General features: G+C 69.2%; 16 protein-coding genes and 1 pseudogene. 1 reads left to right on the forward strand and 16 read right to left on the reverse strand.

Going from position 1 to position 24,710, the window contains the following annotated elements:
• Positions 1-54: 54 nt before the first annotated feature.
• The 6 genes and pseudogenes from ABZ909_RS32665 to ABZ909_RS32690 form a co-directional block, all read right to left on the reverse strand.
• Positions 55-357, reverse strand: coding sequence for a transcriptional repressor (locus ABZ909_RS32665; RefSeq protein ID WP_357007383.1), 303 nt, complete (start codon positions 355-357; stop codon positions 55-57).
• Positions 347-487, reverse strand: a pseudogene (locus tag ABZ909_RS32670) (transcriptional repressor); the annotation flags it as partial. The pseudogene ABZ909_RS32670 and the gene ABZ909_RS32665, both read right to left, overlap by 11 nt.
• Positions 459-1,322, reverse strand: coding sequence for a metal ABC transporter permease (locus ABZ909_RS32675; RefSeq protein WP_357007386.1), 864 nt, complete (start codon positions 1,320-1,322; stop codon positions 459-461). The gene ABZ909_RS32675 and the pseudogene ABZ909_RS32670, both read right to left, overlap by 29 nt.
• Positions 1,319-2,224 (reverse strand): metal ABC transporter permease, encoded by a 906-nt coding sequence (locus ABZ909_RS32680; RefSeq protein ID WP_357007389.1) that lies wholly within the window; start codon positions 2,222-2,224, stop codon positions 1,319-1,321. The genes ABZ909_RS32675 and ABZ909_RS32680 overlap by 4 nt, the downstream gene beginning before the upstream one ends.
• Positions 2,221-3,048: an ATP-binding cassette domain-containing protein gene (locus ABZ909_RS32685; protein ID WP_357007392.1), complete on the reverse strand. Its 828-nt coding sequence runs from the start codon at positions 3,046-3,048 to the stop codon at positions 2,221-2,223. The genes ABZ909_RS32680 and ABZ909_RS32685 overlap by 4 nt, the downstream gene beginning before the upstream one ends.
• A gap of 90 nt (positions 3,049-3,138) precedes the next feature.
• Positions 3,139-4,068 carry a zinc ABC transporter substrate-binding protein gene (locus tag ABZ909_RS32690; protein ID WP_357007395.1) on the reverse strand — a complete coding sequence of 310 codons (930 nt, stop codon included), beginning with the start codon at positions 4,066-4,068 and terminating at the stop codon, positions 3,139-3,141.
• Positions 4,069-4,247: 179 nt separating this feature from the next.
• Here ABZ909_RS32690 and ABZ909_RS32695 point away from each other — a divergent pair, with 179 nt between their 5' ends.
• A complete protein-coding gene (locus ABZ909_RS32695) occupies positions 4,248-4,547 on the forward strand; it encodes a hypothetical protein (protein WP_357007398.1) in 300 nt (99 codons plus the stop codon).
• A 9-nt stretch (positions 4,548-4,556) separates the two neighbouring features.
• Here the strand turns inward: ABZ909_RS32695 and ABZ909_RS32700 are convergent, their stop codons facing one another.
• Genes ABZ909_RS32700 through ABZ909_RS32745 form a run of 10 tightly spaced genes read right to left on the reverse strand, consistent with a single transcriptional unit; the run spans position 4,557 to position 24,659 of the window.
• The gene (locus ABZ909_RS32700; protein WP_357007401.1) at positions 4,557-5,261 is read right to left on the reverse strand and encodes a cation transporter; all 705 of its coding nucleotides are present in this window, start codon (positions 5,259-5,261) and stop codon (positions 4,557-4,559) included.
• Complete coding sequence (locus tag ABZ909_RS32705; RefSeq protein WP_357007404.1) at positions 5,261-5,590, reverse strand: metalloregulator ArsR/SmtB family transcription factor; 330 nt, start codon at positions 5,588-5,590, stop codon at positions 5,261-5,263. Before ABZ909_RS32705 ends, ABZ909_RS32700 begins: the two co-directional genes overlap by 1 nt.
• Positions 5,591-5,632: 42 nt before the next feature.
• Positions 5,633-6,628 (reverse strand): fused (3R)-hydroxyacyl-ACP dehydratase subunits HadA/HadB, encoded by a 996-nt coding sequence (locus ABZ909_RS32710; RefSeq protein WP_357007407.1) that lies wholly within the window; start codon positions 6,626-6,628, stop codon positions 5,633-5,635.
• Positions 6,625-9,108, reverse strand: coding sequence for an FAD-binding protein (locus ABZ909_RS32715; protein WP_357007410.1), 2,484 nt, complete (start codon positions 9,106-9,108; stop codon positions 6,625-6,627). Before ABZ909_RS32715 ends, ABZ909_RS32710 begins: the two co-directional genes overlap by 4 nt.
• Positions 9,105-10,448: a class I SAM-dependent methyltransferase gene (locus ABZ909_RS32720; RefSeq protein ID WP_357007413.1), complete on the reverse strand. Its 1,344-nt coding sequence runs from the start codon at positions 10,446-10,448 to the stop codon at positions 9,105-9,107. The genes ABZ909_RS32715 and ABZ909_RS32720 overlap by 4 nt, the downstream gene beginning before the upstream one ends.
• A complete protein-coding gene (gene hsaA, locus ABZ909_RS32725) occupies positions 10,445-11,887 on the reverse strand; it encodes a 3-hydroxy-9,10-secoandrosta-1,3,5(10)-triene-9,17-dione monooxygenase oxygenase subunit (protein ID WP_357007416.1) in 1,443 nt (480 codons plus the stop codon). Before hsaA ends, ABZ909_RS32720 begins: the two co-directional genes overlap by 4 nt.
• 17 nt (positions 11,888-11,904) lie before the next feature.
• The gene (locus ABZ909_RS32730; protein ID WP_357007418.1) at positions 11,905-12,633 is read right to left on the reverse strand and encodes a class I SAM-dependent methyltransferase; all 729 of its coding nucleotides are present in this window, start codon (positions 12,631-12,633) and stop codon (positions 11,905-11,907) included.
• Entirely contained in the window at positions 12,630-20,327 is a 7,698-nt protein-coding gene (locus ABZ909_RS32735) for an acyltransferase domain-containing protein (RefSeq protein WP_357007420.1), read from the reverse strand. The genes ABZ909_RS32730 and ABZ909_RS32735 overlap by 4 nt, the downstream gene beginning before the upstream one ends.
• Complete coding sequence (locus ABZ909_RS32740) at positions 20,324-20,821, reverse strand: OsmC family protein (protein ID WP_357007423.1); 498 nt, start codon at positions 20,819-20,821, stop codon at positions 20,324-20,326. The genes ABZ909_RS32735 and ABZ909_RS32740 overlap by 4 nt, the downstream gene beginning before the upstream one ends.
• Positions 20,808-24,659 (reverse strand): amino acid adenylation domain-containing protein, encoded by a 3,852-nt coding sequence (locus ABZ909_RS32745; protein WP_357007426.1) that lies wholly within the window; start codon positions 24,657-24,659, stop codon positions 20,808-20,810. The genes ABZ909_RS32740 and ABZ909_RS32745 overlap by 14 nt, the downstream gene beginning before the upstream one ends.
• Positions 24,660-24,710: the final 51 nt, after the last annotated feature.

The following is a 24,710-nucleotide window of genomic DNA, read 5'->3' on the forward strand; positions in this document are numbered from 1 at the left end:
CGCGGGTCGCCGAGGACCCTGCCCCGGGCCTCCGGCGTCAATGCCATCTCGGTTTCATCCGGTCGCTGATGCGCAGTCGGGGCAGGTGCCGTAGAGGTCGATGTGGTGGTCGAGGTTGGTGTAGCCGTGGTGGCGGGCGATGTGTTCGGTGTGGTGTTCGAGGTCGTCGAGGGTGAATTGTTCGGCGCGGCCGCAGCTTCGGCACAGCAGGTTGTGGTGGTGGCCGCGGTGGCGGCGAATCCGGTAGAGGAATTCGCTGTCCTCGGCGCGCTGGGCTTCGATGAGTTTCTTGCTCGGTGAGCCGATGCAGGATGCGGTACACGCTGGCGAGTCCGATGCTGACCGAGGACTCGGCACGCAGCTCGGCGTGCAGCTGCTGAGCGCTGCGGAAGCGGTCGTCGCGGTCCAGCAGCGCGAGCAGCGCGCGCTGGCGTTTGGTGACGCGGCCCGCGGCGGGGTCAGCTGATCGAGAGTCCCGTGGTGGCATGTGATCGGTGGCCTCGGAAGCGGTCGAAGAGGAAAGCGGCGAGATAGCAGGACGTCGCGACGGCCATGATGGTGAAACTGGCCGGGGCGACCGGGATTTCGTAGGACAGGATGATGCCGGTCCAGACGGACAGCAGTGACAATGCCGCTGACAGCCAGAAGGCCGTCCAGGGCCGGTTGGTGAGCCGGGCCGCGGCCGCTGCGGGGGCGGCGAGCAGGCCGAGCACGACGACCGCGCCGACCAGCGGGGTGGCCTCGGCGACGGTGATTCCGACGAGGGCCAGGAACACCGCGCCCAGGATGCGCACGGGCACACCGGAAGCCCGGGCGACCGCAGGATCGATGGTGGCGAACAACAGCGGGCGCGCGATCAGCAACAGCACACCGACAGCTGCGGCGGCGACGAGGGCGGCGGTGGCGGCCGCGGTGGCGTTGATCCCGAAGATGCTACCGAACAACACGTTCACGTTGGCATTGCCGTTGCCGGTGCTGTGGTGGGTGGTGAAGTAGGTCAAGAACAGCACGCCGAGGCCGAGCATCCAGGCGAAGAACGATCCGATCGCCACATCGTCGGTACCGCCGCGGATCCCGCCCAAACCGAGCGCGCATCCGGCGGCGATGGTGGCGGCGAACAGCCCGATACGGGGGCTCAGGCCCAGAGCGAGGGCGGCCATGGCCCCGGTGTAGGCGACGTGACCGAGCGCGTCCCCGGCGAAGACCTCACCGCGTTGCACCAGGAAATAGCCTGCCAGACCGCACAATACGGCCACCGCGGTGCCCGCGAGGAAGGCGTGCACCAGGAACGGATGCGAGAACATGCCATTTAGCGCGCTCATGCGGCAACCTCCAGCGGGGCCTGTCGTTGTGCGGGCGCGTGCAACTGTGCGCGGTCGCGCCACTTCCGCCAGCCCAGGCACAGCAGGTAGCAGCCGAAAGCGAAACTGCTCACCCAGAATCCGATCGGGTACGGTGAGAAGAACGCGAATCCCATTCCCACCCAGGTGACCACGAGCGCGATCGCGACCGAGGCGGCGATCCCGTAGCCGGGGCGACCGGTGAGCTGGTGGGCGGCCGCGGCCGGAGCGACCAGCAGCGCGAACACCAGCAGGCTGCCGGTGACCTGGCTGGTGGCCGCTGCCGCGACACCCAGCAGCAGCATGAACGCCGCACCCACCAACCGCACCGGAATACGCTGCGCGGCAGCGGCTTCCGGATCGATCGAGGACCACAGCAGCGGCCTTCCGAGCAGTGTCAGCGCGAGCAGGAAAGGCACCGCCGCCGCGAGCAGCAGTATGACCTGCTCATCGGTGACACCGGCGATCGTGCCGAACAAAAGGTTGGTCAGCCCGGACAGGAACCCCTTGTACAGGCCGACGAACAACATGCCCGCCGCCAAGGCGAAGGCTTGCACGGTGCCGATCACCGCGGACTGCTCACCACCGCCGCGGGAGCGCATCGACCGGGGCAGGGCCGCGATGATGAGCGCGGCAGCCAGGCATGCGCCGAAATATCCGTAGCCGGAGGCGATTCCGAGCCATGTGGCCGCGGCCGCGCCGGGGAACCCGACCAGGGCCAGGGTGTGTCCGGCGAAGCTCTCGCGCCGCAGCACCATGATCCAGCCGATCGCGCCGGCCACGAGCGCGACGATGGTGCCCGCCCGCAGGGCATTGACCATGAACGGATACGACAGCATCCGCCGCAGGTCCTCAACCAGATTCCAGGTCGCCGTCGGATTCATCGCGGCGGCCCCGCGTCGGGCTCGGTGGGCGCGTGCCCGGCCGCGATGTCGGGTTGCCCGACCACCACCAGCCGTCCGGTGCTGTCACGCAACACCTCGATCCGGATGCCGTAGAGCGCCGAGAGCTTCTCGCCGGTGATCACCTCTTCCGGCGGCCCGCTCAGCGCCGTGCCGCGGGCGAGGTACAGCAGCCGATCCAGGTACGGCAGAATCGGATTCACATCGTGGGCGACCATCATGACCGCGACCTTCTCCTGCCGGCAGATGTCGCGGATGAGCGCGCTGATCCCGGCCTGGCTGGGCACATCGAGACTGTCGAGCGGTTCATCCAGCAACAACAGCCGCGGCCGACGGACCAGCGCCTGCGCGATCAGCAGCCGCTGCTGCTCACCGCCGGAGCACTGCCCGATCGGCCGGTGCGCGTAAGCGCTCGCACCGACCAGCTCGATCACCTCCCGCAACCGCTGCCTTGCCGCGGCATAGCGTTGGGGCGCAATGCTTCTCGACAGCAACGGGACCGGGATGCCCCAACGGGCACCGTCGAGACCCAACCGGACTATATCGAGGCCGCGAATCCGCACACTCGCATCGAACGCCCGGCGCTGAGGCAGATACCCGATCCCGGCATTGCGCCGCCCGGCCCGGCCGCCCAATACCTCGACGGTGCCCGCCGTGATGGGTGTCAGGCCCAGAATCGCCTTCAGCAGTGTGGATTTCCCGGCACCGTTGGGCCCCAGGACAGCGACGAATTGCCCGGGCTCCACATCGAGCGAGACATCGGACCAGACCTGCCTGCCGCCGACCGCCGCCGCGATCCCCCTCATTTGGACCACGGGCGCGGAAGACGGCGGAGGCAAAGACTGCGGCGGGGCTGCGATGGTGTCCATCGCGGCCCTCGCCTTCGTGCCGGTCATCTACTTGCCGGTCGCCTTGTGCAGCGCGTCTTCCAGCGCCTGCAACTGAGCCGACTGCCAATCCTGGAACGTCGCATCCGCCGGAGCCAGGGTCTCGGTGACGGTGCTGACCTCGATCCCCTGCTTCTTGGCCGCGTCGACCTGAGCCTGCACATCCGGGGTGCTGTTCTGGCTGTTGTACACGTAGACCTTGATCGCCTTGGTCGCGATCTGGTGATCGATGGCGGCCTTGTCGGCTGGTGACGGGTCGGTGCCCTCACTGATGGCCTTCAAGAACTCCGCGGGGGTGATCAGCTTGAGCCCCAGCGCATCCGAGAGCGGCGAGAAGATCGACTCGCTCGCCCCGACCTGTGTGCCCGCGTACTTGGCCTTGATGTCGGAGATCAGGCCCGTGTACTTCGCCAGCGCAGTGTTGACGAACTTGGTGCGCTGATCATCGAAGTAGGCGGCATCGGCCGGATCGGCCTTCTTGTAATCGGCGGTGATCGCGTCGACGACCTTGGTCACCGACTCCGGCGAATACCACTGATGCGGATTCCCGTCATCGGCCACGCCCAGCTGCTTACCGACGGTGAGCTCGATGCGGTCCTTGCCCGGATTGGCCGCCAGCAGCTTGTCCGCCCACGCGTCATAACCGATCCCATTGGCGATGAACACCTTCGCACCTGCCACCGTGCGCGCATCCGCGGGTGTGGCCTCGTAATCGTGCGGGTCGGTATCGGGATTGGCGATGATGCTGGTCTCGTGCACTTTGTCCCCGCCGAGCTGGGCGGCGATGCTGCCCCAGGCGTTGATGGTCGCCACCACCTCGAGCTTGCCGCTCGATCCGGACGAGTCCGACGACGTGCTACACGCCGCCACACTCCCCACCAGCGCGGCAGCGCACACCGCCACCGCCACAAAACGTTTGCTGAAAACCGGACCAGCCATCGTGCAACCCTCATCGAACTTGGAACTGAAAATCGTTGTCATTGACGATAACAGGCTGGACGACCGCATACCAGCCGAGCCAGAGACCACATGTCGAGCAACAAATGCGCACATAATCATGTGAGGATGGGTACAGCTCGAGCACGAGGAGACACTGCGATCGGAAAGGAAGACGAATCATGAGCATGTCGACACATGCGACACACACCGGCCATGACCACACACACGGGGAAGGTTGCGGACACGTAGCCGTACCCCACAACGACCACACCGACTACGTGCACGACGGCCACCTGCACCGCGCGCACGACGGGCACTACGACGAGTGCGAACCCACCGCGCACACCGCCCACGACAACCACGACCACATCCACGGCGAGGGCTGCGGGCACGCCGCGGTACCGCACGGCGACCACGTCGACTACATCCACGACGGTCATCGCCACGCCCAGCACGACGGGCACTACGACGAACACTGACCGAACCGGTCAGTCCCGGCAGTAGCACTCCCCCACTGCGACAGCGCAATTCGCTTCGGTGACGGGTGCCGGGCAGCACGTCTCTCCGCGCCGGGCGGCGAAACCTTCCTTGACCGCGACGGCCGCGATGACCAGCGCCGCCGACGGATCCGCCCACGCCCATCCGAGCGTGAGCTCGAGCAGCAGCCCGGCCAGAAGCACCGCCGACAGGTAGGTGCACAGCAGCGTCTGTTTGGAGTCGGCGACCGCGGATACCGAGCCGAGCTCTCGCCCGGCACGGCGCTGCGCGCCCGAGAGCACGGGCATGATCATCAAACTGGTTGCGGCGAGGCCGATTCCGATCACGGATGGCTGGGCCTCGCCGCCTCCGGCCAGCACTCGGATCGCGTCGATGACGATGTAGGCGGCCAGCGCGAAGAACGAGCACGCGATGACCCGCAGCGCGGCCCGCTCGCGTCGCTGCGGGTCGGATCCCGCGAACTGCCAGGCGACGGCCAGGGCTGAGGACACCTCGATGAGCGAGTCCAGACCGAACCCGATCAGCGCCGTCGAGGACACGTGCGCGCCGGCAACGAGCGCCACGCCCGCCTCGATCACGTTGTAGGAGATGGTCGCCGCCACCAGCCACCGGATGCGCCGCGTCAACACCGCGCGCCGTGCCGCCGCCCGCCGCTCCCCCGAGGGCAGCGCCGGCATTCCCAGCGCCTGGGTCATCAGCAGCACCCTTCGGTACCGGCATCCGCGCAGCACGCCGGATCCACCGCGAGCACCAGCCCGAGCAGATCGTCGAGCGCCCGTGCGATGCGCCGATCGGCCAGCTCGTAGCGCGACCTGCGCCCCTCCGGGACGGCCACCACCAGCCCGCAACCTCGCAGGCAGCCAAGGTGATTCGACAGGATCTGCCGCGAGACACCGATCCGCTCGGCCAGCTCGGACGGGTAGCTCGGGGCGGTGCGCAGGCTCAGCAGGATCTGCGTGCGCGTCGGATCGGACAGCGCATGTCCGAACCGGGCCAGCGCGTCACGGTGTAGTACGGTTTCCACAAGCCGATAGTACATCTTATTCTGTATTCAGAATATGATGTACTAATCGATCAGAGCCACCGTGGCTGCGGCCCGGCCCAATATCGACGTCCCGTCCCAATGCGCGACAAGCGCTACAGTCGCGCGGGACGCGTCGAGATCGACGGCTGTGACCGTGCCGGTGAATTCGATCTCCGCGGCTCGGCCCGTGGTGACGTGGACGGGGTTGGCGAAAACCGTGGAGTAGTCGAGTATCGCCGTGGGATGGCCGATCCAGACGGTCAGGGCGGCACCGCCGAGGCCCATGGTGAGCATGCCGTGGGTCAGGACGCCGGGAGCGCTGGTGGCGCGGGCGATGTCGTCGCTCCAGTGGATCGGGTTGAGGTCGCCGCAGACGCCCGCGTAGTTGATGAGTTCGCCCCGTGTCAGCCGGAAGGTCCGCGACGGGAAGCGATGTCCCGCAGGGGTATTGCGTGACAAACCACTCGCCGAGCGCGCGGGGAAGGACCGATTGCGGGTCGAGGTGTGGGGCGGTTCCGGCTGTGGTGTCGGAAGTTCCTGCAAGGCAATATTTTTCGCGATCGCACTGAGTCGTTGCCCTTCGGTTCCGCCGCGTCCGGCGAGAGTGGTGTGCACGGTCTGCACCGGACCGGTGCCGAGGTCGCCGATCACGGTGGTGAGCGCGATGATGTCGCCGCCGCCGACGGTTCGCCATGAGTCCACGGTGATCTCGTGGGTGAGCCGGTCGCCGGCGACGACCGGGCGGTGGCAGTGGATCTCCTGCTCGACCTGAACCAGCCGGGCTGGATCGTAGCCGGCCAATGCCGTACGCAGCAGTTCCCGCTGCGCTGCCGATATGGTCGCGGAGGCGAAGGTGATCGGTGCGATCGTCCCGGGGTAGCCGAGTGTGCCCGCTGTCGCGTCGTCCCAGTGCGCGGGGTGGAAATCCTGTACCGCGCGGGCGAATTCGCGGATCTTCTCGCGCCCGACCTCGTAATGGTCACGGGCGCGGTACACCTGCCCGAGCGCCGGCGTGCGCATCACGTCCTCGTGGGTCATGACGTCTTACGGGCGGCGAAGATGCGCTGGCCGTGCACGGCCAGGGTCTCGTGTGGCTCGGGGAGCACCGTGCGGGGTGGCAGTCCCGCGGCGCTGAGCTGTGCGCGCCATTCGGATTCGGTGAGGAAGATCCGGTTCGTTCCGGCGCGGAAGTCGTTCTCGCCCGCGCGGGTCCGGCCAGGGCGCGCGGACATGAGGAAGTGCATCGAGGTCAGTAGTTGGGAATGTTCGCGGCAGGATTCGATGAAGACCAGCTCGCCGCCGGGGTGCAGCAGGTCGTGCAGCTGCCGCAGCATTCGGGCGCAGTCGTGGGCGTTGTGCAGCACGTTCGCGGCCACGATGAGGTCGTAGGGCGGCTTGTCGGGCAGGTCGCTGTTGAGGTCGACTTCGCCGTAGCGCACCCACGGATAGGCGCCGAAGCGATCGCGGGCCGCGGTGAGGAAGAATGGCGACACGTCGGTGAAGTGGTAGTCGACGGCCCTACCGTCTAGGATCGGGAGCAGGTCGGCGGTCGTGCCGCCCACGCCCGCACCGAGTTCCAGGATCCGGACCGGCTGCCGGTCTCGCGCCAGCCGGTCGACAGCACGCGAAATGAGCTCGGCCGCCACGGTGTTCAGGTGGCGGTTGATCGGATTGTCCCGGTAGGCCGCGTCGGCGGTGAGCAGGTCGGCATCGGGGAACAGCAGTTCCTGGGCCAGGATTCGGTCCCGCAGCAGTTCGGGCAGCCGCCGGTTGGCCTCGTCGAAGAACCGTGCCAGTCGCGCGGGGAAGCCGAAGTCCGCGCACACCTGGGTGAGGGTCGCGCGTTCGGGGGTGTCACCTTCGCGCAGTTCGGTGTATCCGCGCGCGGGATCGTGACGGATCCATCGGCGGTCGGTGAGCTCGGCCAGCCAGCGGCGCACCAGCCAGCGGTGGCGCGGATGGACGCCCAGCGCCGTCGCGATCTGCTCCTCTGTGCGGGCCGTGCCCTCGGGCAGTGCCGGGAGCAGTGTCGCGGTCATGGCGCGCAGGCCGAATCGATCCAGGTCGCCACGTGCGGAAAGCAACTGCCGCGTTTGCTGATCCGTGCCATCCGGGGCCGAATGGGTCGCATTGCCGGTCGAGTCGGCCGGCGGGATGTTGTGATTGCAGCGGAAGGTGTTGTCCGGATCGTATTCGGCCTTGATCTGCCGCAGCCGCTCGTAGGTGGCGGGCGGATAGGCGCTGCGCACCCGCTCCGGGGACGCGGCGTCGTCGAGAATGCCGATGTACGGGCCGCCCGCCGAGCAGCCCTGCACGGCCGCGGTGACCTCGGCGATCCACTGCCGCGACGCACACAGGTCGGTGCCCGGCGGTCCGCCGGAGAACAACACCATATGGTAGGCGGCGTCGTGGAATCCGAATGCCGTTGCCTGCGCGGGCATTCGCCGTATCGCGCCGCCGAGTTGGTGCACCGAGATCAGCGAGTACGGGGTCGGCATGCGCGTGGCCAGATCGACCAGCGCGTCGATGGCGGTGTCGTCGAAAGCACGCAGCCACTCCGAGCCGGTCGCGGTCCCGTGGCCGTCGTGGAAGGCCTGTTCGGTATTGCGTTGCAGCTCGGGATATTCCAGCGGACGGATGAGATCCAGTTCCGGTTGGCTTATGCGGCGCAGCCGTCCCAGCACATCGTGGGCCCGCTGCTCGGGCCCCAGATAAGCCGCGGTGATCGCAGCCATGGGCGGACCTTCCGGCGCGGTGGGCGGCCAGTGCAGCAATGTCGCGCGCAACGCCAGCTCGTCGGGAGCCTCCGCGCACAGTTCCCGGAAGCGCCGGAAGACGGTGCGCGCCTGGTCGAGCCGGAACAGCAGCGTCCCGGCGTGCAGGGTAGTGATCGGGTGCAGCTCGAGTTCCAGGGCGACCACGATGCCGAAGTTGCCGCTGCCGCCGCGCAGCGCCCACAGCAGTTCGGGATGATGGTCGGGCGTGGCGTGCACCAGACGGCCGTCAGCCAGCACCACCTGTGCGGAGCGCACGTTGTCGCAGGTGAATCCGAACGATCGTTGCAGCCAGCCGGTGCCGCCGCAGACCGCGGTGCCGATCACACCGACCGTGGACACATCGGCTCCGGTGACCGCGAGACCGTGGCGATGACATTCCTTGTCGAGGTCCACCCACGTCACTCCGGCCGAGACGACCGCCCGGCGGGTGGCGGGGTCGATGGTGACGGTCCGCAGCGCTGACAGATCCAGCAGTAGTGAGCCATCGGCGGTGGCGTGGTTGGCGACCTCGTGCCCGCCGCCGCGCACGGACACCGCCAATCCGTGTCGGTGCGCGAACGCCACGGCCGCACGGATATCGGACACTCCGGTACAGCCGACGACGGCTGCGGGGTGCTGATCCACGGCAGTGTTCCAGCGCCGTCGCGCGCTGTCGTAGCCCGGGTCGCCCGGTGCGTGGACCGGTCCCCGGCAGGCGGCGCGCAGTGCGGACATCACGTCGAGATCGGATGCGGTGGTCATGGGGCGACGGACTCCTCGGCGACGACAATGGCGGGCACCGACGCGATCAGCGACTGCTCTTCGAGATGGTCGGCGAGGATTTCGGGCAGGCGCAGACGTACGAACCGGGCGAGCGGGTTGGTGCACAGCTCGGCGGCTCCGCTGTCGTCCACGGCTTCGACACCGGCGTGCTGTTCCGGTCGGCCCGCGGCGAGGACCCGCCCATCCGCGGAGTACAGGAGTACGGCCGCGTCGGGCGGTATCACCGCGGCGAGTTGCGCAGGCGTCACCGCCGCCGGATTCTCCTTGTCCAGCAGGGCATTCGGGATGGCCGCGACAAGGACCGCAGGGTCGCGCAGGGCGGTAGCCAGCGCAGCCGGCCAAGACCCGTTCGCGCTGCCTGGCAGTTGGTCCCACGCCATGTTGCGTGTCGTTGCCGGTTCGGGCGCGTCCACGGTCAGGACGACATCGTAGCGATATCGGGTGAGCTCGGTGTCCGCGCCGATGGGCTTCGCATGGCAGGCGACGCGAACCATCCGTTCGTGTTTGCCGGCCAGGCGCGCGAAGAACCGTGGATCGCACAGCAATTCCTCTTCCGCCGACAGGCGCGCAGTGGCCCGCCGCGCCAGCTCCGCCGCGGTGGCGTCGGGATGCCGAGCGGCTTCGATCCAGTGCGCGAACTCAGCAGCGCTGGCCAGATTCCGGATATCCCCGACTACGACCGCGCCGCCGGGAGCCACCAGATCGAGTGCGTCCTCGAGCACCGCCGTGAGATACGCGGCGTCGGGAAAACACTGGGTGACACTGTTGAACACGATGCGGTCCGGCGCGGCCGCACCCACCGAGCGCAGCGCCTCCACGACCGGTGCCGCGGTGAGCTGATGCGCGGCGGCGTGCACCACCCGCACCCCGGGCAGCGCCTGCGCGCGCAACCGTTCCACCGCGGGTTCGGCCGGATCGAGTCCCACATAGCCACGGGTGCGCGGATGAATACGATGCGCGAGCAACCCACTGCCACAACCGACTTCGAGCACCGTCTCGGGCCCGCCGCGCAGCACGAGCCGCACGGCGTGGTCGATCCACTCGAGCATGTGCGCACGATCGAACGGCGCACCGGTGTCGGAAGCGCGCCACCCGGACAGGTCCAGATCATCACCGTGGCGCTGCTCGGCGGCGGCGTACACGTAGGAGTAGACGTGCCGCCAATGCTCGAGATGCTCGCTCAGCAGCGGCCCGGGCACAGGCCGCACCGCGAGCGCACTGTCGGCCGGATACACCACGATCGCCTCGCGATTCGCGTCCCAGTACGCGGACCGCACCCACGGATGCGCGGCGACAAGAGAAACCAGGCGAGCGGTCACGAGCGTCGCGCCTCCGCCCCGGAAGCCGCATCCGCCGCCGAAACAGCCTTCGCGCCGGGAATAGCCTCTGTCGTCGCCGGATTCGTCCGCGTCACCCCCGGAACCGGGGCCACCATGACCGACTCCTGCCCCGCCCCATCCGGAGCGGACTCCGACCGGCCCGAATCTCGCCGCGCTGTCTGCGGAACAGGTTGTGCGGCAGCGAGTTCAGCGGAGCCGAACATGCGGTAAACCCGTTCGGGGTCGTTGGCGGCGTGGGCTCGTCCGGCGTGGGCGTCGCGCCAGCAGCGCTGGATCACGCTGTCCGGGCGCAAGGCTCGGCCGCCGGAGTTCTCGAACAGCCGGTCCACCGCGTAGACAGCGCGTTCGGTACCCCGTACTTGGTCGCGGCGCAGCCGCAGCCGTTCCGGTGGCGTGATCGGTGCGCCCGTCGCCGCGAGGTCGTAGAGGCGGCCGATGTTGTGGGTGAGCAACACCCAGGCGGCGTCGAGTTCGGCGGAGGCTTCGGCGATGCGGGTGAGGGTGGCCGGGTCCCCGCGGAAGGCGCTGCCGGTGAAGCCGCTGTCCTTGGTGGCGTCGCCGGGCAGGGCGACCCGGATTCGGTCGCGCTGCTGGTCGAGGTGGGCGTGGTAGCCGCCGCGCGCCATGCCGATGATGGCGGCGGTAATGGCGCTGGTGTGGACGCAGCCGAACGGGATCCGATACAGCGGGCCATCGTTCACCGCGTTGCCGGGGGTCTCGCATTTGCCGACCGAGCCGGAGTCCAGCACGCGGTGGTCGGGGACGAACACGTCCTCCACCACGAGGTCGTTGCTGCCGGTGCCGCGCAGGCCGACGGCCTGCCACACGTCGAGGACGGTGTAGTCCGCGGCCGGGACCAGGAAGGTGCAGGAGCCGGCCGCGGTGTCGCCGTCCATGACGCGCGCGCCCAGCAGCACCCACTGCGCGTGGTCGCAGCCGGAGGCGAATCCCCAACGGCCGCTGAGCCGGTACCCGCCTTCGACCGGGGTGGCGGTGCCGGTCAGGGCGTAGGACGAGCAGAGGCGAGCGTTCTGATCACCACCCCATACCTCGTCTTGGGCGGCGGTGTCGAACAGTGCGAGGTTCCACGGTGAGATGCCGAGCACGGCGGCGACCCAGCCGGTGGAGCCGCATGCCGCGGCCAATTCCGTGACGGCGGTGTAGAACTCGGTCGGGTGCGCCTCGTATCCCCCGTGGCGGCGGGGTTGCAGCAGCCGCAGCACACCGGTTTCGGTCAGTTCGTCGATGGACTCCACCGGAATCCGGCGCGCCTGCTCGGTTTTGGCCGCGCGGTCGCGCAGCGCGGGCAAGATCTCGCGGAGGGCGGCGAGCACGGCCGTGGTGTCGGCCGCCGACGCGACAGCTCCGCCGGGCACGGCTCCCGGGTGGTCGGTGACGGTGACATGGGTGTCGGGCATGGCGAAATTCCTTCGTCTCATGGATGTTTGGTGAACCGCAGCAGCCCGGTCGCGGGGTCGGCGGACGCCAGTGTCAGGCCGGCTGCGCGGGATTCGCGGGCGAGCCGGTCGGCGTCGGCGGGCCAGACGCGGTGCCGGGCGACGACCTCCTGGAGCAGGTGGTCGTCGCGGTAGGTGCGGTAGGTCATGTGCCAGACCAGTGATTCGGCGTCCACGGGCTCGGCTCGGCTCCAGCCCTCGTAGCGCAGCAGCCCGGCGCGGGCCTGGGTGTAGCGGCGTTCGGGTGAGACCTCGACGCGTCCGGGCCGCTGTATTTCCACGACCGCCGCTCCATCCGGGCCCAGCGCGGCGGCGAGGGCGTGCCAGACCCGGGGCCGGGTGGCGGCGTCGAAGTGGCCGATCACCCCCAGCGCCACCACCGCCGAGCAGTGCGTCGGCAGCTCGGTGTCGAGGAATCCGGTGGGCAGCACGGTGATTCGCTCCCGCAGGTCCTTGCGGACGGCCAGCCGCGACAGCAGCACCGCACGCATGGCCGGGGCCGGTTCCACCGCGATGATCCGCGCGTCGGGCACGGCGTCGGCCACCAGCATGGTGGACAGACCGGTGCCCGCACCGATATCGAGCACGGGCCCGACGATGGTATCCACGTCGGCGAGCATCGCGGTCAGCGTGGGCTCCACGCTCGCCACGTACGGCGTGGCCATCAGGTCGTAGAACTCGGCGGCGGCCGCGTACTCTTCGCTCACTCCGCTGCCCCGTTCACCCGCGCGAGCCGCTCTGAAATCTGGTGCGCGACAAGGCCGACGGCCGGTGGTCGTAGCAGCGCGTAATGGTGCGCCGCGATCGGCCGTGAGTCGATGGCGGCGGCGGTGTAGGCCGCCCACCCCAGAGCTTCCAGGTCGGCGCAGTCGTCGACGCCCATACCGACACCGGAATTGCGCGGTGAGGGCAGTTCGGCGCGGATCAGCAGAACCTCGAGTCCCGCTCCGTCGAGCGGGCCGGTGGCGTGCTCGCCCAGCGCCCGCAGGTGGCGACGGAAGATGTTCTCACGCAGGCGCTTATCCTCCGGCGCGCCCCGCTCGGCGAGACCGGCGGCGGCCAAGCGGGCCTCGGCTTCGACGCGCCGTTCCGATTCGGAGAGGGAGTCGAAATCGATGCCGCGCGAGTCGGTGCCGAGATTGATGTCGAGGAAGGCTTCCAGCGAGCCGAGATACCGCGACCAGAACGCGCCGCCGTCGACATGGTGGATACGGTCGGCGATATTCGCGTCCACCAGGACGAGCACCTCGACTGTTTCCCCGGCAGCGCGCAGCCGCCGGGCCAGTTCGTGGGCGATGATGCCGCCCATGGACCAGCCGCCGAGGCGATAAGGACCCTCGGGCTGCCGCTCGCGTACGACCCGCTCGTAGACCTCGGCCAGCCCGACGATGGTCTGCGGCCCTGCGGCCCCGGTTAATTCGGGATCCTGGATGCCGATCACGGGCCCGTCGGTGGTGAGAGCGCGGGCCAGGTCGAGGTAGCACAGCACATCACCGCCGGTCGGGTGCACCAGGAACAGTGGCCGTCCGGTACCGTCGCGCAGCGGCACCAGGCAGTCACGCGGACTCTCCGCGACGGCGTGCCCGACGGCCGCGAGGGTGGGGTCGGCGAGGAATTCCCGCGGGGTGAGCGCCAGCCCGAATTCCGCCCGCAGACGGCCGAGCATGCGGATCGCCATCACCGAATCGCCTCCGGCGCTGAAGAAATCGGTGCCACGGTCGATCTCGGCAGAATCCAGCAGCTGAGCCCACAGTTCGGCGATCGCCTTCTCGGTGTCGGTCGCGGGTGGGCCGTCGGCTGTGACCCGGACCGCTGCGTCGATGCGCCCGGCCGGTCGTTCTGCGGCCGGCAACGCGAGGGCCTGGGTCCACGCCTCGGGTCGGCGGACCAGATCGGTGACCTGGTCACAGACCGCGGTGAACAGATCGTCAAGTACGCCCGGTGGGAACAGCTCGGCGACCGCGTCGAGGTTGACCGCCACCGAATCATCCCAATCCCATTGGAACACCTGCATATCCAGCGCCACCTGGGGTGTGCGCACGCGCTGGTAGAACTCGCGCACATCCACAGTGTCCGGGGTGCCGCCCGGTGGGTGCAGGCCCAGCGTGCTGTGGAAGACGACCGGCGCTTGGGGTGCGGTGTCGCGTCGGCGACGGCTCAGCTCGCGCACCACCTCCACGCCGGTCACCTGCCCGTGGTCGAGCATGGTGGCCATGGCGGCCTGGAGGTGCTGGGCCGCGGCGGCGAACGTAGCCTCCTGCGGCAGCGCCACATCCAACAGGACGGTGCCCGCGTAGGGGCCGATGGCGTGGTCGAGATCGCGGGGCAGGTGCAAGCGGTTGAGGTAGAGCACATTCAGTAAGAACCGCCGATGCCCAGCCAACTCGGCCAGCGCCAAGGCATAGCAGGTGGCGAACGCGGTCGTGGGCGTGATGTTGTACGCCGCGCAGTGCGTGCGCAGCACCGCCATCTGCTCACCGGTGACCCGGAACTCCCTGCGCGCGAGGGTATCGGGGCGCACCTGGTCGAACGGGACCGCCAGCGGCAGCGCGGGTGCGGTGGGCAGGTCGTCGAGGCGGTCCCACCACCAGTCGCGCTGGATCTGCCATTCGGGTTCGAGGCGCTGGCGGTTGATGGTCTCCACATAGTCGCCGAAGTGGGCGGTCAGCGGCGGCAGCACGGTGTTGGGGTCATCGAGGTAGGTGAACAACTCGGTGAACATCAGCTGCACCGACCAGCCGTCGGCGACCAGCAGACTGCACACAATGTGCAGGCTGAGCTCGTCGCCGGGCAGCCGCACCGCGGTGATGCGGAACGGCCACGGGTCCATGCCCGGTCCGGCGTGCTGCATCTCGGTGCGAATGTCGGCGAGCACCCGCGCGACCTCACCCGGCGCGGAGCGCAGGTCGACCGTGATGATGGGCAGGGCCGTCAGGCGCGGATCGGCGGCCGCGAGCACCTGCTGAGTGCCGTCGGGCAGGAAGAACGCCCGCAGCATGGGCTGGCGTTCGACCTGCCGCCGCACCGCCTGCTCGACCGCGTCCGGATCGATGCCGCGCAGCCGGAAGTCGACGTAGTTGTGGGCGGAGTCGTAGCTCAGCGCGTACCCGTGCTGCTGGCCGACCCAGTACGCCTGCTGCAGCGGGGTGAGCGGGAACGGGGCGTCCGGATCAGCCTGGCGCGCCAATTCGATGGCGGGCAGCGCGGATTCGGAGCGGCGCTCGGTGATGAGCGCGATCAGGTCGGTGACGGTGATATCGCCGACCAGGTCGACCACCGGCACGGCCACACCGAACCGGCCGCGCACCAGTGTCGCCATCCGCACCGCCAGCACCGAGTCTCCGCCCAATCCGATGAAGGTCGAATCGGGTTGCACTACACCGGATTCGAGCGACAGGACCCGCTCCCAAATCTCGGTCACAACCACGGAGATGTCATCGGCGGCACCCAATCGCGGGCCGGCCTCGGGCGCGGTCCACGCGTCCGGCTCCCCGGCCAGTCGCCGCAGCCAGCTCACATACGCGGTGAAGGCTGTGTCGGCGGGCTGGGGTTCGAGGACGGTCTCGAGCACGTCCCACTGCACCTGCAAGCCCCCCGCCTGGACGAAGGCCTGGTGGTCGAGCCACACCTGCGGAGTCTGGCTGACGCCGTGGGTGATTCGGCCCGCCCACTCCAGATCCGGTTCGCCGCCGACCAGCTCGGCCACATCCAGAGCGCTGGTGAACACCACCGGCAGCAACTGCCGCTGCCCGGTGCGGCTGGACAGGTCGGCGAGCACGTCGAGCGCCGAATACTCGCGATGGTCGATGTCGTCGAAGAGCCGCTGTTGGGTGCGCGCCACCCGCTCGGCGAACGAGCCTCCGGCCGTGCGGTCCACCTCGTGGGCCAGCAGGGTGGTGAAATCACCCACCACGTCTTCGATTCCGGGTAGCACCGCCGGGCGGTCCACCAGTGTCAGCGACAGCGTGAACCGGTCGTCCCCGGACCAGGCCGCCAGCACGTCGGAGTAGGCGGTGAGCAGCACCGCCGACGGGGTGACGCCGTGTGCGGCGGCCAACTGCCGCAGGGCCTGCCAGTCGGCGGGCGCGAGCCGATCGGCGCGGCGGGCGAACCAGGGCTGCATCTGGGTTCGAGTCCGGGTCGGCAGGTGCGGCGGCGCGGGCAGCTCGGGCAATCGATGCTGCCAATAGTCGAGCGCCCGTGCGGATTCCACGCTGTCGGCGCGGCTGCCGACGTGGGCCACATAGTCGGCGAACCGAGTCCGCGCCGGTGCCTTCTCCGCGGCCGGGTTCAGGTAGTGGTCGCGCAGATCGCGGTCGAGAATCAAGAAGCTGCCCGCGTCGCAAATCAGTGCGTCGATGCCGACGAACAGCCGCGTCGTGTGCACGTCGAGCTTCGCGGCCCGCACATCGAACAGCGGCCATCGATCCGGGCGGTGCACCCGGTGCGAAAGCCTGCGCCGCAGCTCGGCGAGCGTCTCCTCGCGCTGGTCGACGGGCATCGCCGCGAGATCGTGCCGTCGGATCCGATAGTCGGGCACCTGCGCGAGCACCTGGTTGCGCCCGTCCTCGGTGATCACCGCCCGCAGCATGTCGTGCCGCCCGATCACCGCGTTCCAGGCCCGCTCATAGCGATCGGGATCCAGGTCGGTGCAGTCGTATTCGAGATAGATGTGGCAGGCGACGTCGCTCAGCCCGAACGCCCCGGACCGCCCCACCAAATAGGCATGCTGCACGCGGGTCAGCGGAAACGTCGCACTGTCGGCCTTCGATCCCGCGTTACCGAGCCGTGCGGCGTGATGTTGCCCGCGACTGGTGATTCCGGTGCGATCTGGCCCGGAGTCCGTCACAGTCGTTGCCGCACTGTCGGTGTGGAACCCGGCTACAAGCATGCCGGGATGACGAGGAGATGCCGCACCGACCACCCCGGTAGCCGGGGTGCCCGACCCCGGCGCGACCGTAGCCGAAACTGCCGGTGTCGCTGCGGCCGGAACCACGGGATCCGGCCCCGAGACCTCCATGGCCGCGCCGGGGCGCGACGCCGCCAGTCGGCTGTCCAACAGTCCCGCGAACGCGGAAACCGTGGAATGCGAGAGCAGTTCACGCATCCGCAGATCGGTACCCCGCTGGTCGTTGACCCGTTCGAGCATCCGCGTCGCGGTCATCGAGGTGCCGCCGAGCGCGAAGAAGTCAGCATCCGAGGCAATCACGTTCTCGCCCAGCAGTTCTCCCCACAGAGCCGCGACGAGGCGCTCAGAACTCGCCGCCGGGGCGGGGCTCCCCGCAGCCGAGGTATGAGCCTCCACGAGCCGTGCCGACTCGGGTGTCTTCGTCCGAGGCGGTTGCTGTTGTACCGCGATGGAGTACACGCCACCCGTACCCATTTCGGGTCGGGGCGGCCGAGTCGATGCGGCGACCTGCGATGTCGTTGGCGGCTGGACGTCCGCGGACGGGTCCCGCGTCGAGACCGTGGACGCGCCCACCGCCGCCTCGACGGCTATCGCAGCGTCGCTCGCGGTTGCCTCTGGCACGGCGGTCACGGAATTTCCCTGAACCGCAGCCGTATACGAGTCGTCCGGAGCTGGTCCCCGCGATCGCGCAGCAGTCGTGGCGGCTGTCTGGTCGAGTATGACCGCTTCCTGCCTGGTTTCGGCCGTCTCCAACACCTGTGTGACGGCCGGTGCGGCACCGCTCGTGTCGGAGATCGAGGTGCCCATCGGTGGGGTGAGCCGTGCGCCGCCGAGTTCTGCGGATGGGTCGATCCAGGTCCGGCGGCGATCGAACGCGTAGACGGGTAGACGGACACGGCGACGCCGCCGGTACAGGGCCTCGACATCGATATCCACACCGCTACACCAGAGTTCGCCGAGCGCGGTGAGCAGCGTAGAGCGATCTTCGTCGGCTCCGCGGTCCCGGGCCGCGGCGGATTCGGCAGCGTCCGGCAGGGTGGTGAGGGCTGTGACCGGTGAGGCGGACGGAACACGGCGTGCGAGCGTCGCCAGGGTGCTGCCGGGTCCGACCTGAATGACGGTGGCGGGTTCGGCGGTAGCAGCCGATATCGCGGCGCTGAAGCGGACGGGCTCGACCAGGTGCCGTGCCCAATGGTCAGCGTCCAGGGTTCGCATGGCCCGCCCGGTGAGCGTGCTGTAAAGCGGCAGAGTGCCGGGGACGATGGAGATTTCGGCCGCGGCCACGCGCAGGGGTGCAGCGGCAGCGGCCACGCTCGGCGAATGTAGGGCGGCCGCTACACGTAGTCGGCTGGTTCGGATTCCCATGGCGGTCAGGCGTATAACGAGGGCGTCGAGCGCGGGTTCCGGGCCGGAGACCACGCAGGAGTCAGCGGCGTTCACCCCGGCGAGGGCCAGATCCGGGTGGGTGGCGAGCGCGCGCAGGGTTTCCGATTCGCCGAGCTCGACGGCCAGCATGCCGCCGGGGGCGGTGGCGGCCAGGGCTCGCGAGCGCACTGCGACCAGTCGGGCGGCGTCGGGCAGGGTCAGCATGCCCGCGATGACAGCGGCGGCATATTCGCCGAGGCTGTGGCCGAGGACAGCGTCGGGTTCGACGCCGCGTGCGCGCATGGTGGTCGCCGTCGCGAGTGAGACGGCGAACAGTGCGGGTTGGCCGAGGCGGATGTCGTCGACGTCACCGGGGGCTGCGCGGCCGGTCACGATGTCGTGAATGTCGTAGTCGAGCAGGGGTTCCAGTGCTTCCGCACATTCGTCGATGACACTGGTGAACACCGGGTCGTCGCGGTAGAGCCCGGCCCCCATGCCCGGGTATTGCGCGCCTGCGCCGGGGAAGGCGAAGACGATCCGTGGGCGTTCGGGCGGCACTTCCCGCATGGTGATGACACGCGGAGCGGAGCCGCCAGCGCGCAGCAAAGCCGCGGCGCGCCAGCCGCTTTCGGCGTGTGATCCGCTGGAGGCGGTGAAGGTGTAGTCGGCGTGGGTGCCGTCGGGGACGGAGATGTCCAGCTGTGCGCGACAGCTCGATTCCGAGGCCGCCGACACCAACAGCAGCTTCGCCTCGAGGTCGGTCGCCTCGCCGGGGATGACTGCGGGCGCTTGTTCCAGTACCGCGTGGCAATTGGTGCCGCCGATGCCGAACGAGCTCACTCCGGCGATGCGAGTCCCGTTGCGTTCCGGCCACTCTCGGGAATGACCTGGCAGCTCGAACACTCCCTGATGTCTTTCCAGTTCGGGATGCGCGGCGTCGGCGTGCAGGGTGGCGGGGATACATCGGTGGTGCAGCGCCAGTGCGGTCTTGATGAGCGAGGCGATCCCGGCGGCGCTGTTGGTGTGGCCGATATTGCTCTTGACCGACCCTACTCGGATCGGATTGGGCACCATACGTTCGCCGAAAACTGCGGCGAGCGCGGTCAACTCGATCTGGTCGCCGAGCACGGTCGCGGTGCCGTGAGCCTCGATGAGGTCGACGGCGTCCGCATCGACGTCGGCGACGGCGAGGGCTTCGGCGATCACCCGTGCCTGCCCGGCCGCCGAGGGCGCGGTGAATCCGGCCTTCCCGGCTCCGTCGTGGTTGACCGCCGTGCCGCGGATTACCGCGTAGATGGGGTCGCCGTCGGCCAGTGCGTCGGCGAGCCGTCGCAGCACCACGATGCCCGCGCCTTGGCTGTGCACCATTCCGGTGCCGTCGGCGGCGAAGGAGCGGGTGTGCCCGTCGGCGGAGAAGATGGCCTCGGGCACATGCAGATAGCCGCGGCCCTGCGGCACGATCAGCGATGCGCCGCCGGCGAGGGCGGCGTCGCATTCGTCGTGCAGCAGTGACTGGACCGCCATGTGCACCGCCACCAGCGAGGTCGCGCAGGTGGCCTGCACTGCGACCGCGGGGCCGGTCAGGTTGAGCCGGTAGGAGATCTGCTGCGGGAAATAGTCGGTGAGTGTTCCCATGTCGGCCTGCAACAGGCCCAGCGGATCTTGGTGCGCGCGTTGGCGGTAGGCCGCGAGATTGGATTCCCGGTAGTCGCTGTGCGAGGCTCCGGTGAACACGCCGATCTCGCCGAGGCCGCCACCGGCGCGGTGGCCGGCGTCGCCCAGGGCGTCCCAGGCGCATTCGAGCAGCAGGCGCAACTGCGGATCGAGCAGGGCGGCGTCGTGGGCCGTCAGGCCGAAGTGGGCCGGGTCGAACTGCTCCTGTCCGGCGATGATCGCGCCGACGGGCACGTAATTGCGGTGGCGGCGAATGTCTTCGGGGACGCCGTGCGACGCCAGTTCGGCGTCGTCGAAGCGGGTCAGGCCCTCGCGGCCGGAGGCGAGCAGGTCCCAGAACGACGCCAGATCGGGTGCGCCCGGGAAGCGGCAGGCCATGCCGATGATGGCGATGGCGTTGTCGTCGACATCATCGCTGGTGTCGCCGAGAGGTTTGGCATTGTCGTCGGTCACGCCGCGATCTCCATTTCCGACTCGATGGCCACTTGTCCGCGCAGCATGGCCAGTACGGGACAGGACTGCTCGACCAGACGCCGCAGTTCCTCGTAGCGGGCGGGTGCGGCGGGGCCGCTCAGGTTCGCGCGCACCGTGATTCGGCCGGGCTGGGTGGGGTCGGTGACGCCGAAGACCGGTCCCAGGTCCAGGTCCGCGGTCACGTCCACGGTGAGCGTGTCGATGTCGATGCCCAGGCGGGCGGCGTGGAATCGGTAGGTGACGGCCTGGCAGGTGCCCAGCGCGGCGAGCGCCAGCCCGATGGGATCGGGACCGGCGTCCCCGCCTCCGGCGGCGACCGATTCGTCGACGGTGAACCGGTGGCCGCCGATGCGCACGTTCATTTCGGTGGCTGTTCCGGGCCGGTGTTCGGTGTGGGCGGTGAACCGCTGGCGGCGTTCGGTGCCGCGCAGCAGGGCGGCGCGCAGCCGGTGCACGGTGTCAGTGAGCGCCATGCGCTGTGAGCCTCGCTTTCGATCGGTGGGCGCGCCGGCGTTGTCCGCGCGCGACGGCCGCTGTGAGGTCGATAGGCGCGCCGGACGATCGGTGCGCGGGCGCGGCATCGGCTGGGTCGGTGTGCGCGGCGATCCAGGCCGCCAGGCGGCGGACGGTGCCGTGCCGAAAGATGTCGGGGACCGTCAGCGCTGGGGTCAGGCGCCGCAGGCGGCGGTGGGCGCGCACCAGGGTGAGAGAGGTCGCGCCGAGGTCGTGGAAGGGGGTAGTCGGGGTGACGGAAGGACCGAGCAGGTCGATGAAGACCTGCGCCACAACCGATTCGATGTGCTGCCGCCCTGCGGCCGGGGCGGGCGGGGCGATAGTCAATTCCGGTGCGTCCGCGGACGCGGCCACAGGCAATCCGTGTGCTCGCGCGCTATCGCGCAGCAGGGCCAGCCATTCCGCGCCGGGGGCGGGATCCGCCGCCTCGGAGTCGGCCGACTCGAGTCGCACTGTGAGTGTGAGCCCGCGCTCAGCGGCATGACGTGCTGCCTCGACCAGCCAGCCTGCGGACGCATCGTCGGCTGTGGGGTTCACCGCTTCCTCGTGGTCCGTTTCAGGCTCGATAGCGTCGATGTTGCTGCGGCGGAACGGATTCGGCAGACGTTTCTGGTCGACCTTGCCGTTGGGCGTCAACGGGATCGAGTCGAGGGTCAGCCACCTGGTCGGCACCATGTAGGGCGGCAGATGCCGCGCCGCGTGGGCGGCGAGTTCGGTGGTGTCGAGGGCGGCGTCACCGGTGACGAGGTAGGCCACCAAACGTGGCCGCTCGTCCGCGCCCGGCACCGCCGCGGCGACACCGCGCCGCACGCCGGGGAACCGTCTGATCACGGCCTCGATCTCACCCAGTTCGATACGGTGGCCGCGAATCTTGACCTGCCGGTCGGCGCGGCCGAGGAATTCGATCTCGCCGTCGGGACGCCAGCGCCCGAGATCCCCGGTGCGGTACAGCCTGCGGCCCAGGCGGGCGTTCCAGGCGAAGCGTTGCGCGGTCTGCTCCTCGTCGCCGACGTAGCCGCGTGCCAGTCCGGCCCCGCCGATGTACAACTCCCCGGGCTCACCGATCGGACAAGGTCGGCCGTTCTCGTCGAGGACCAGGAACTGCTGCTCCCGCAGCGCACGGCCGTAGGGGATGCTGGTCCACTGCGGGTCCACGTCGTCGATGGGATGGGCGATGGACCAGATCGCGGCCTCGGTCGCACCGCCCAGACTGATCACGCGGACATCGCCGATCACCGCGCGCAGCCGGTCGGGCAGCGACAGCGGAATCCAGTCGCCCGACAGCAACATCAGCCGCAGCGAGCGCAGTTTCGCCGCCGCCACCGGATCGGCTTCGGCGTACTCGACGAGCATCTCCGCCAGCGCCGGCGCGGTGTTCCACACCGTGCCCCGGTGCGCGGCAACCAGATCGCACCAGTGCCCGGGATCACGCAGCCGGTCGGCATCGGGCACGACCAGACCGCCGCCGACGCCGAGCACACCGAACAGGTCGTAGATAGAAAGATCGAAACTCAACGCCGACAACGCCAGAACCCGATCCTGCGGCCCAACGGTGAAGCGGTCGTTGATGTCATCGAGGGTGGTCCGTGCGGCGCTGTGCTCGATGGCCACACCCTTCGGCTCACCGGTCGACCCGGAGGTGAAGATCACGTACGCGAGATCGTCGGCGGCATTGTCGGGCACCTCGCCCGCAGCGGGGGCGCGGTCGGTGTCCGACCCGGCATCGAGGTGATGCGCGGTGACCGTGCCGGGCAGGCGCGCGGCAGTGGTCGTGGAGGTCACCGCGTGGGCGATCTCGGCGCGTCGGCACACCGATGCGATCCGCGATTCCGGCCAGTCCGGTTCGATCGGCACGAAAGCCGCTCCGGCCCAGAGGATTCCGTAGGCAGCGACAACCTGATCGGCTGACTTCGGCAGTACGACGGCCACGCGATCCTTCGGACCGATGCCCGCGGCGGTGAGCCGGGCGGCCAGCGCCCGCGCTCGCCGCTGCAGCTCACCGTGGGTCAGCATGCCCGAGGAAGCGAAGACGGCAGGAGCGTCCGGCTGCGATTGCGCCGACAGGCGCGGTGGGTCGATGAGCAGTACACCGGGGCCTCGGCTGGCGGCGGGCAGTTCGGCAATCGCCTCGAAATGCGGGTTCCAGCTCAATTCCGGGCTGTCCCAGGCGGGGTCGCCGTCGGCGAGGGTGCGCAGCAGCCGCATGTGCGCGCCGAGCATCTGGGCCACGAATCCGGCCGGGAACGCCTGCTCGACGGCATCCCAGGCCAGGCGCAGGCCGCCGTCCTCGTCCCAGACGATATGGTCCAGCGCCACCTGCGGGGTCTGCGAGACGCCGAAGACCTCGACGCCCAGCCATGCCGCCGCGCCTGCCCTGGCCTGGCCGAGCCCGACACCGCTGGTAAAGACGATCGGATAGCGCGGAGTCAGGTCACCAGCCTGGGCGCGCTGGACTTCCACCCCGCTATAGGACCGGTGCTCGAGATCGGCCCAGAAGCGAGTGTTGACCCGGGTCGCGAACTCGGTGAATCCGCGCCACGCCAGCGGATCCAGGGCGGGCAGTTCGACCAATGCCGTGGTGCTGAAATCGCCGAGGACCCCGTCTGCTTCGGTGTCGGGCCGGTCGAAGAGGGTGGCATTGAGGCAGAACGGGTCGGTCGCGCCCCAACGCGACAACGTCACCGCGAACGCCGCCAGCAGGACCGCGGTCGGACTGAGGCCGCGCGCTGCGGCCCGCCCGGTCAGCGCCGACCACTCGGCCGGGGTGAGCCGGTCCTGATGGCGGTGGAACCTAGCCGCCGGAATCTGTTCCGGAGCAAGCGCATACGGCAGTCGCGGGCCGGGCGGCAGGTTCGCCGCGCGGGTTTGCCAGTAAGCCCGGTCGGCCTCGCGGCGCTCGCTCTCGGCCGTGCGCCGCTCGCGCAGGATGCGCAGGAACGACGACGATGGCGCGGGCAGATCAGCAGCGGGATCGACGACGAACCGGCCCCATTCCCGCATGAGCTGGATCCAGCTGGCCATATCCAGCACGATGATGTCGAAGCCCATGAACAGCCGCAGCCCACCATCGGGCAGCAATGCGGCGTGAATGTCGAACAGCGGCCAGGTCGCGGCGTCGAGGACCTGATGCGATTTCCGTTCCCGCAACTCGGCCAGCACGGACTCGGCGTCGGGACGCTCGCACAGGTCGGTGATGCCGATCGAATACCGCCGTCCGGGTGGATGCACCCGCTGGCGGCCCTCGTCTGTGATCGTGGCGCGCAGCATGTCGTGCCGGTCGACCACCCGATTCCACGCCGCCTCCAGCGTCCGCACTTCCGCCAGTGGGTCGGAGTGCGTGAACAGCTCTGCCGCACGGTCGAATTCGAAGTAGTAGTAGGTGGAGACCCCACCCAACGGCATACCCGGCTCACGCCCGACCCAGTACGACGCCTGGATCGGTGTCAGCTCCCCCTCCAGCACTGGCGGCTCGGCGGGCGCACCCGTCTGCGGTTCGGATTCCGCTGTCCCGCTGCGTCTCTCGACCTCCATGAGCAGCGTCTCCAGGGTCGCGCCGACGAAGGACTCCATGGGCACCCGTACGCCGGTTCGCTCGGCCAGCCGCAAATGCAGGCGCACGGCGAGGAAGGAATCCAGGCCCAGCTCCTGTAATCGGCGGTCTGCTATCAATTCGCCCGGCGTAATGCCGAGAACCGTTCCGACACAACGCCGGACCTCTTGTGCTGTTGTCGCCATCTCCAGCCCTTGCTCGGCAGTACCAACACGCCTACAGTAAACGATATTGACAACGATTTTCAATAAGTCGCTCGGCGGTAGCTTCCGCGACCGAGCGCGAGAGGAGCATTGTCC

The sequence above is a fragment of the Nocardia sp. NPDC046763 genome, from assembly GCF_040645495.1.
Lineage (GTDB): Bacteria > Actinomycetota > Actinomycetes > Mycobacteriales > Mycobacteriaceae > Nocardia.

Excerpts from the sequence above, each read along its gene's own strand:
- ABZ909_RS32675 (WP_357007386.1), bottom strand. The coding sequence starts at position 1,322 with ATGAGCGCGCTAAATGGCATGTTCTCGCATCCGTTCCTGGTGCACGCC.
- ABZ909_RS32710 (WP_357007407.1), bottom strand. The coding sequence starts at position 6,628 with ATGACCCACGAGGACGTGATGCGCACGCCGGCGCTCGGGCAGGTGTAC.
- ABZ909_RS32695 (WP_357007398.1), top strand. The coding sequence starts at position 4,248 with ATGAGCATGTCGACACATGCGACACACACCGGCCATGACCACACACAC.
- ABZ909_RS32715 (WP_357007410.1), bottom strand. The coding sequence starts at position 9,108 with ATGACCACCGCATCCGATCTCGACGTGATGTCCGCACTGCGCGCCGCC.
- ABZ909_RS32700 (WP_357007401.1), bottom strand. The coding sequence starts at position 5,261 with ATGACCCAGGCGCTGGGAATGCCGGCGCTGCCCTCGGGGGAGCGGCGG.
- hsaA (WP_357007416.1), bottom strand. The coding sequence starts at position 11,887 with ATGCCCGACACCCATGTCACCGTCACCGACCACCCGGGAGCCGTGCCC.
- ABZ909_RS32690 (WP_357007395.1), bottom strand. The coding sequence starts at position 4,068 with ATGGCTGGTCCGGTTTTCAGCAAACGTTTTGTGGCGGTGGCGGTGTGC.
- ABZ909_RS32680 (WP_357007389.1), bottom strand. The coding sequence starts at position 2,224 with ATGAATCCGACGGCGACCTGGAATCTGGTTGAGGACCTGCGGCGGATG.
- ABZ909_RS32685 (WP_357007392.1), bottom strand. The coding sequence starts at position 3,048 with ATGAGGGGGATCGCGGCGGCGGTCGGCGGCAGGCAGGTCTGGTCCGAT.
- ABZ909_RS32740 (WP_357007423.1), bottom strand. The coding sequence starts at position 20,821 with ATGGCGCTCACTGACACCGTGCACCGGCTGCGCGCCGCCCTGCTGCGC.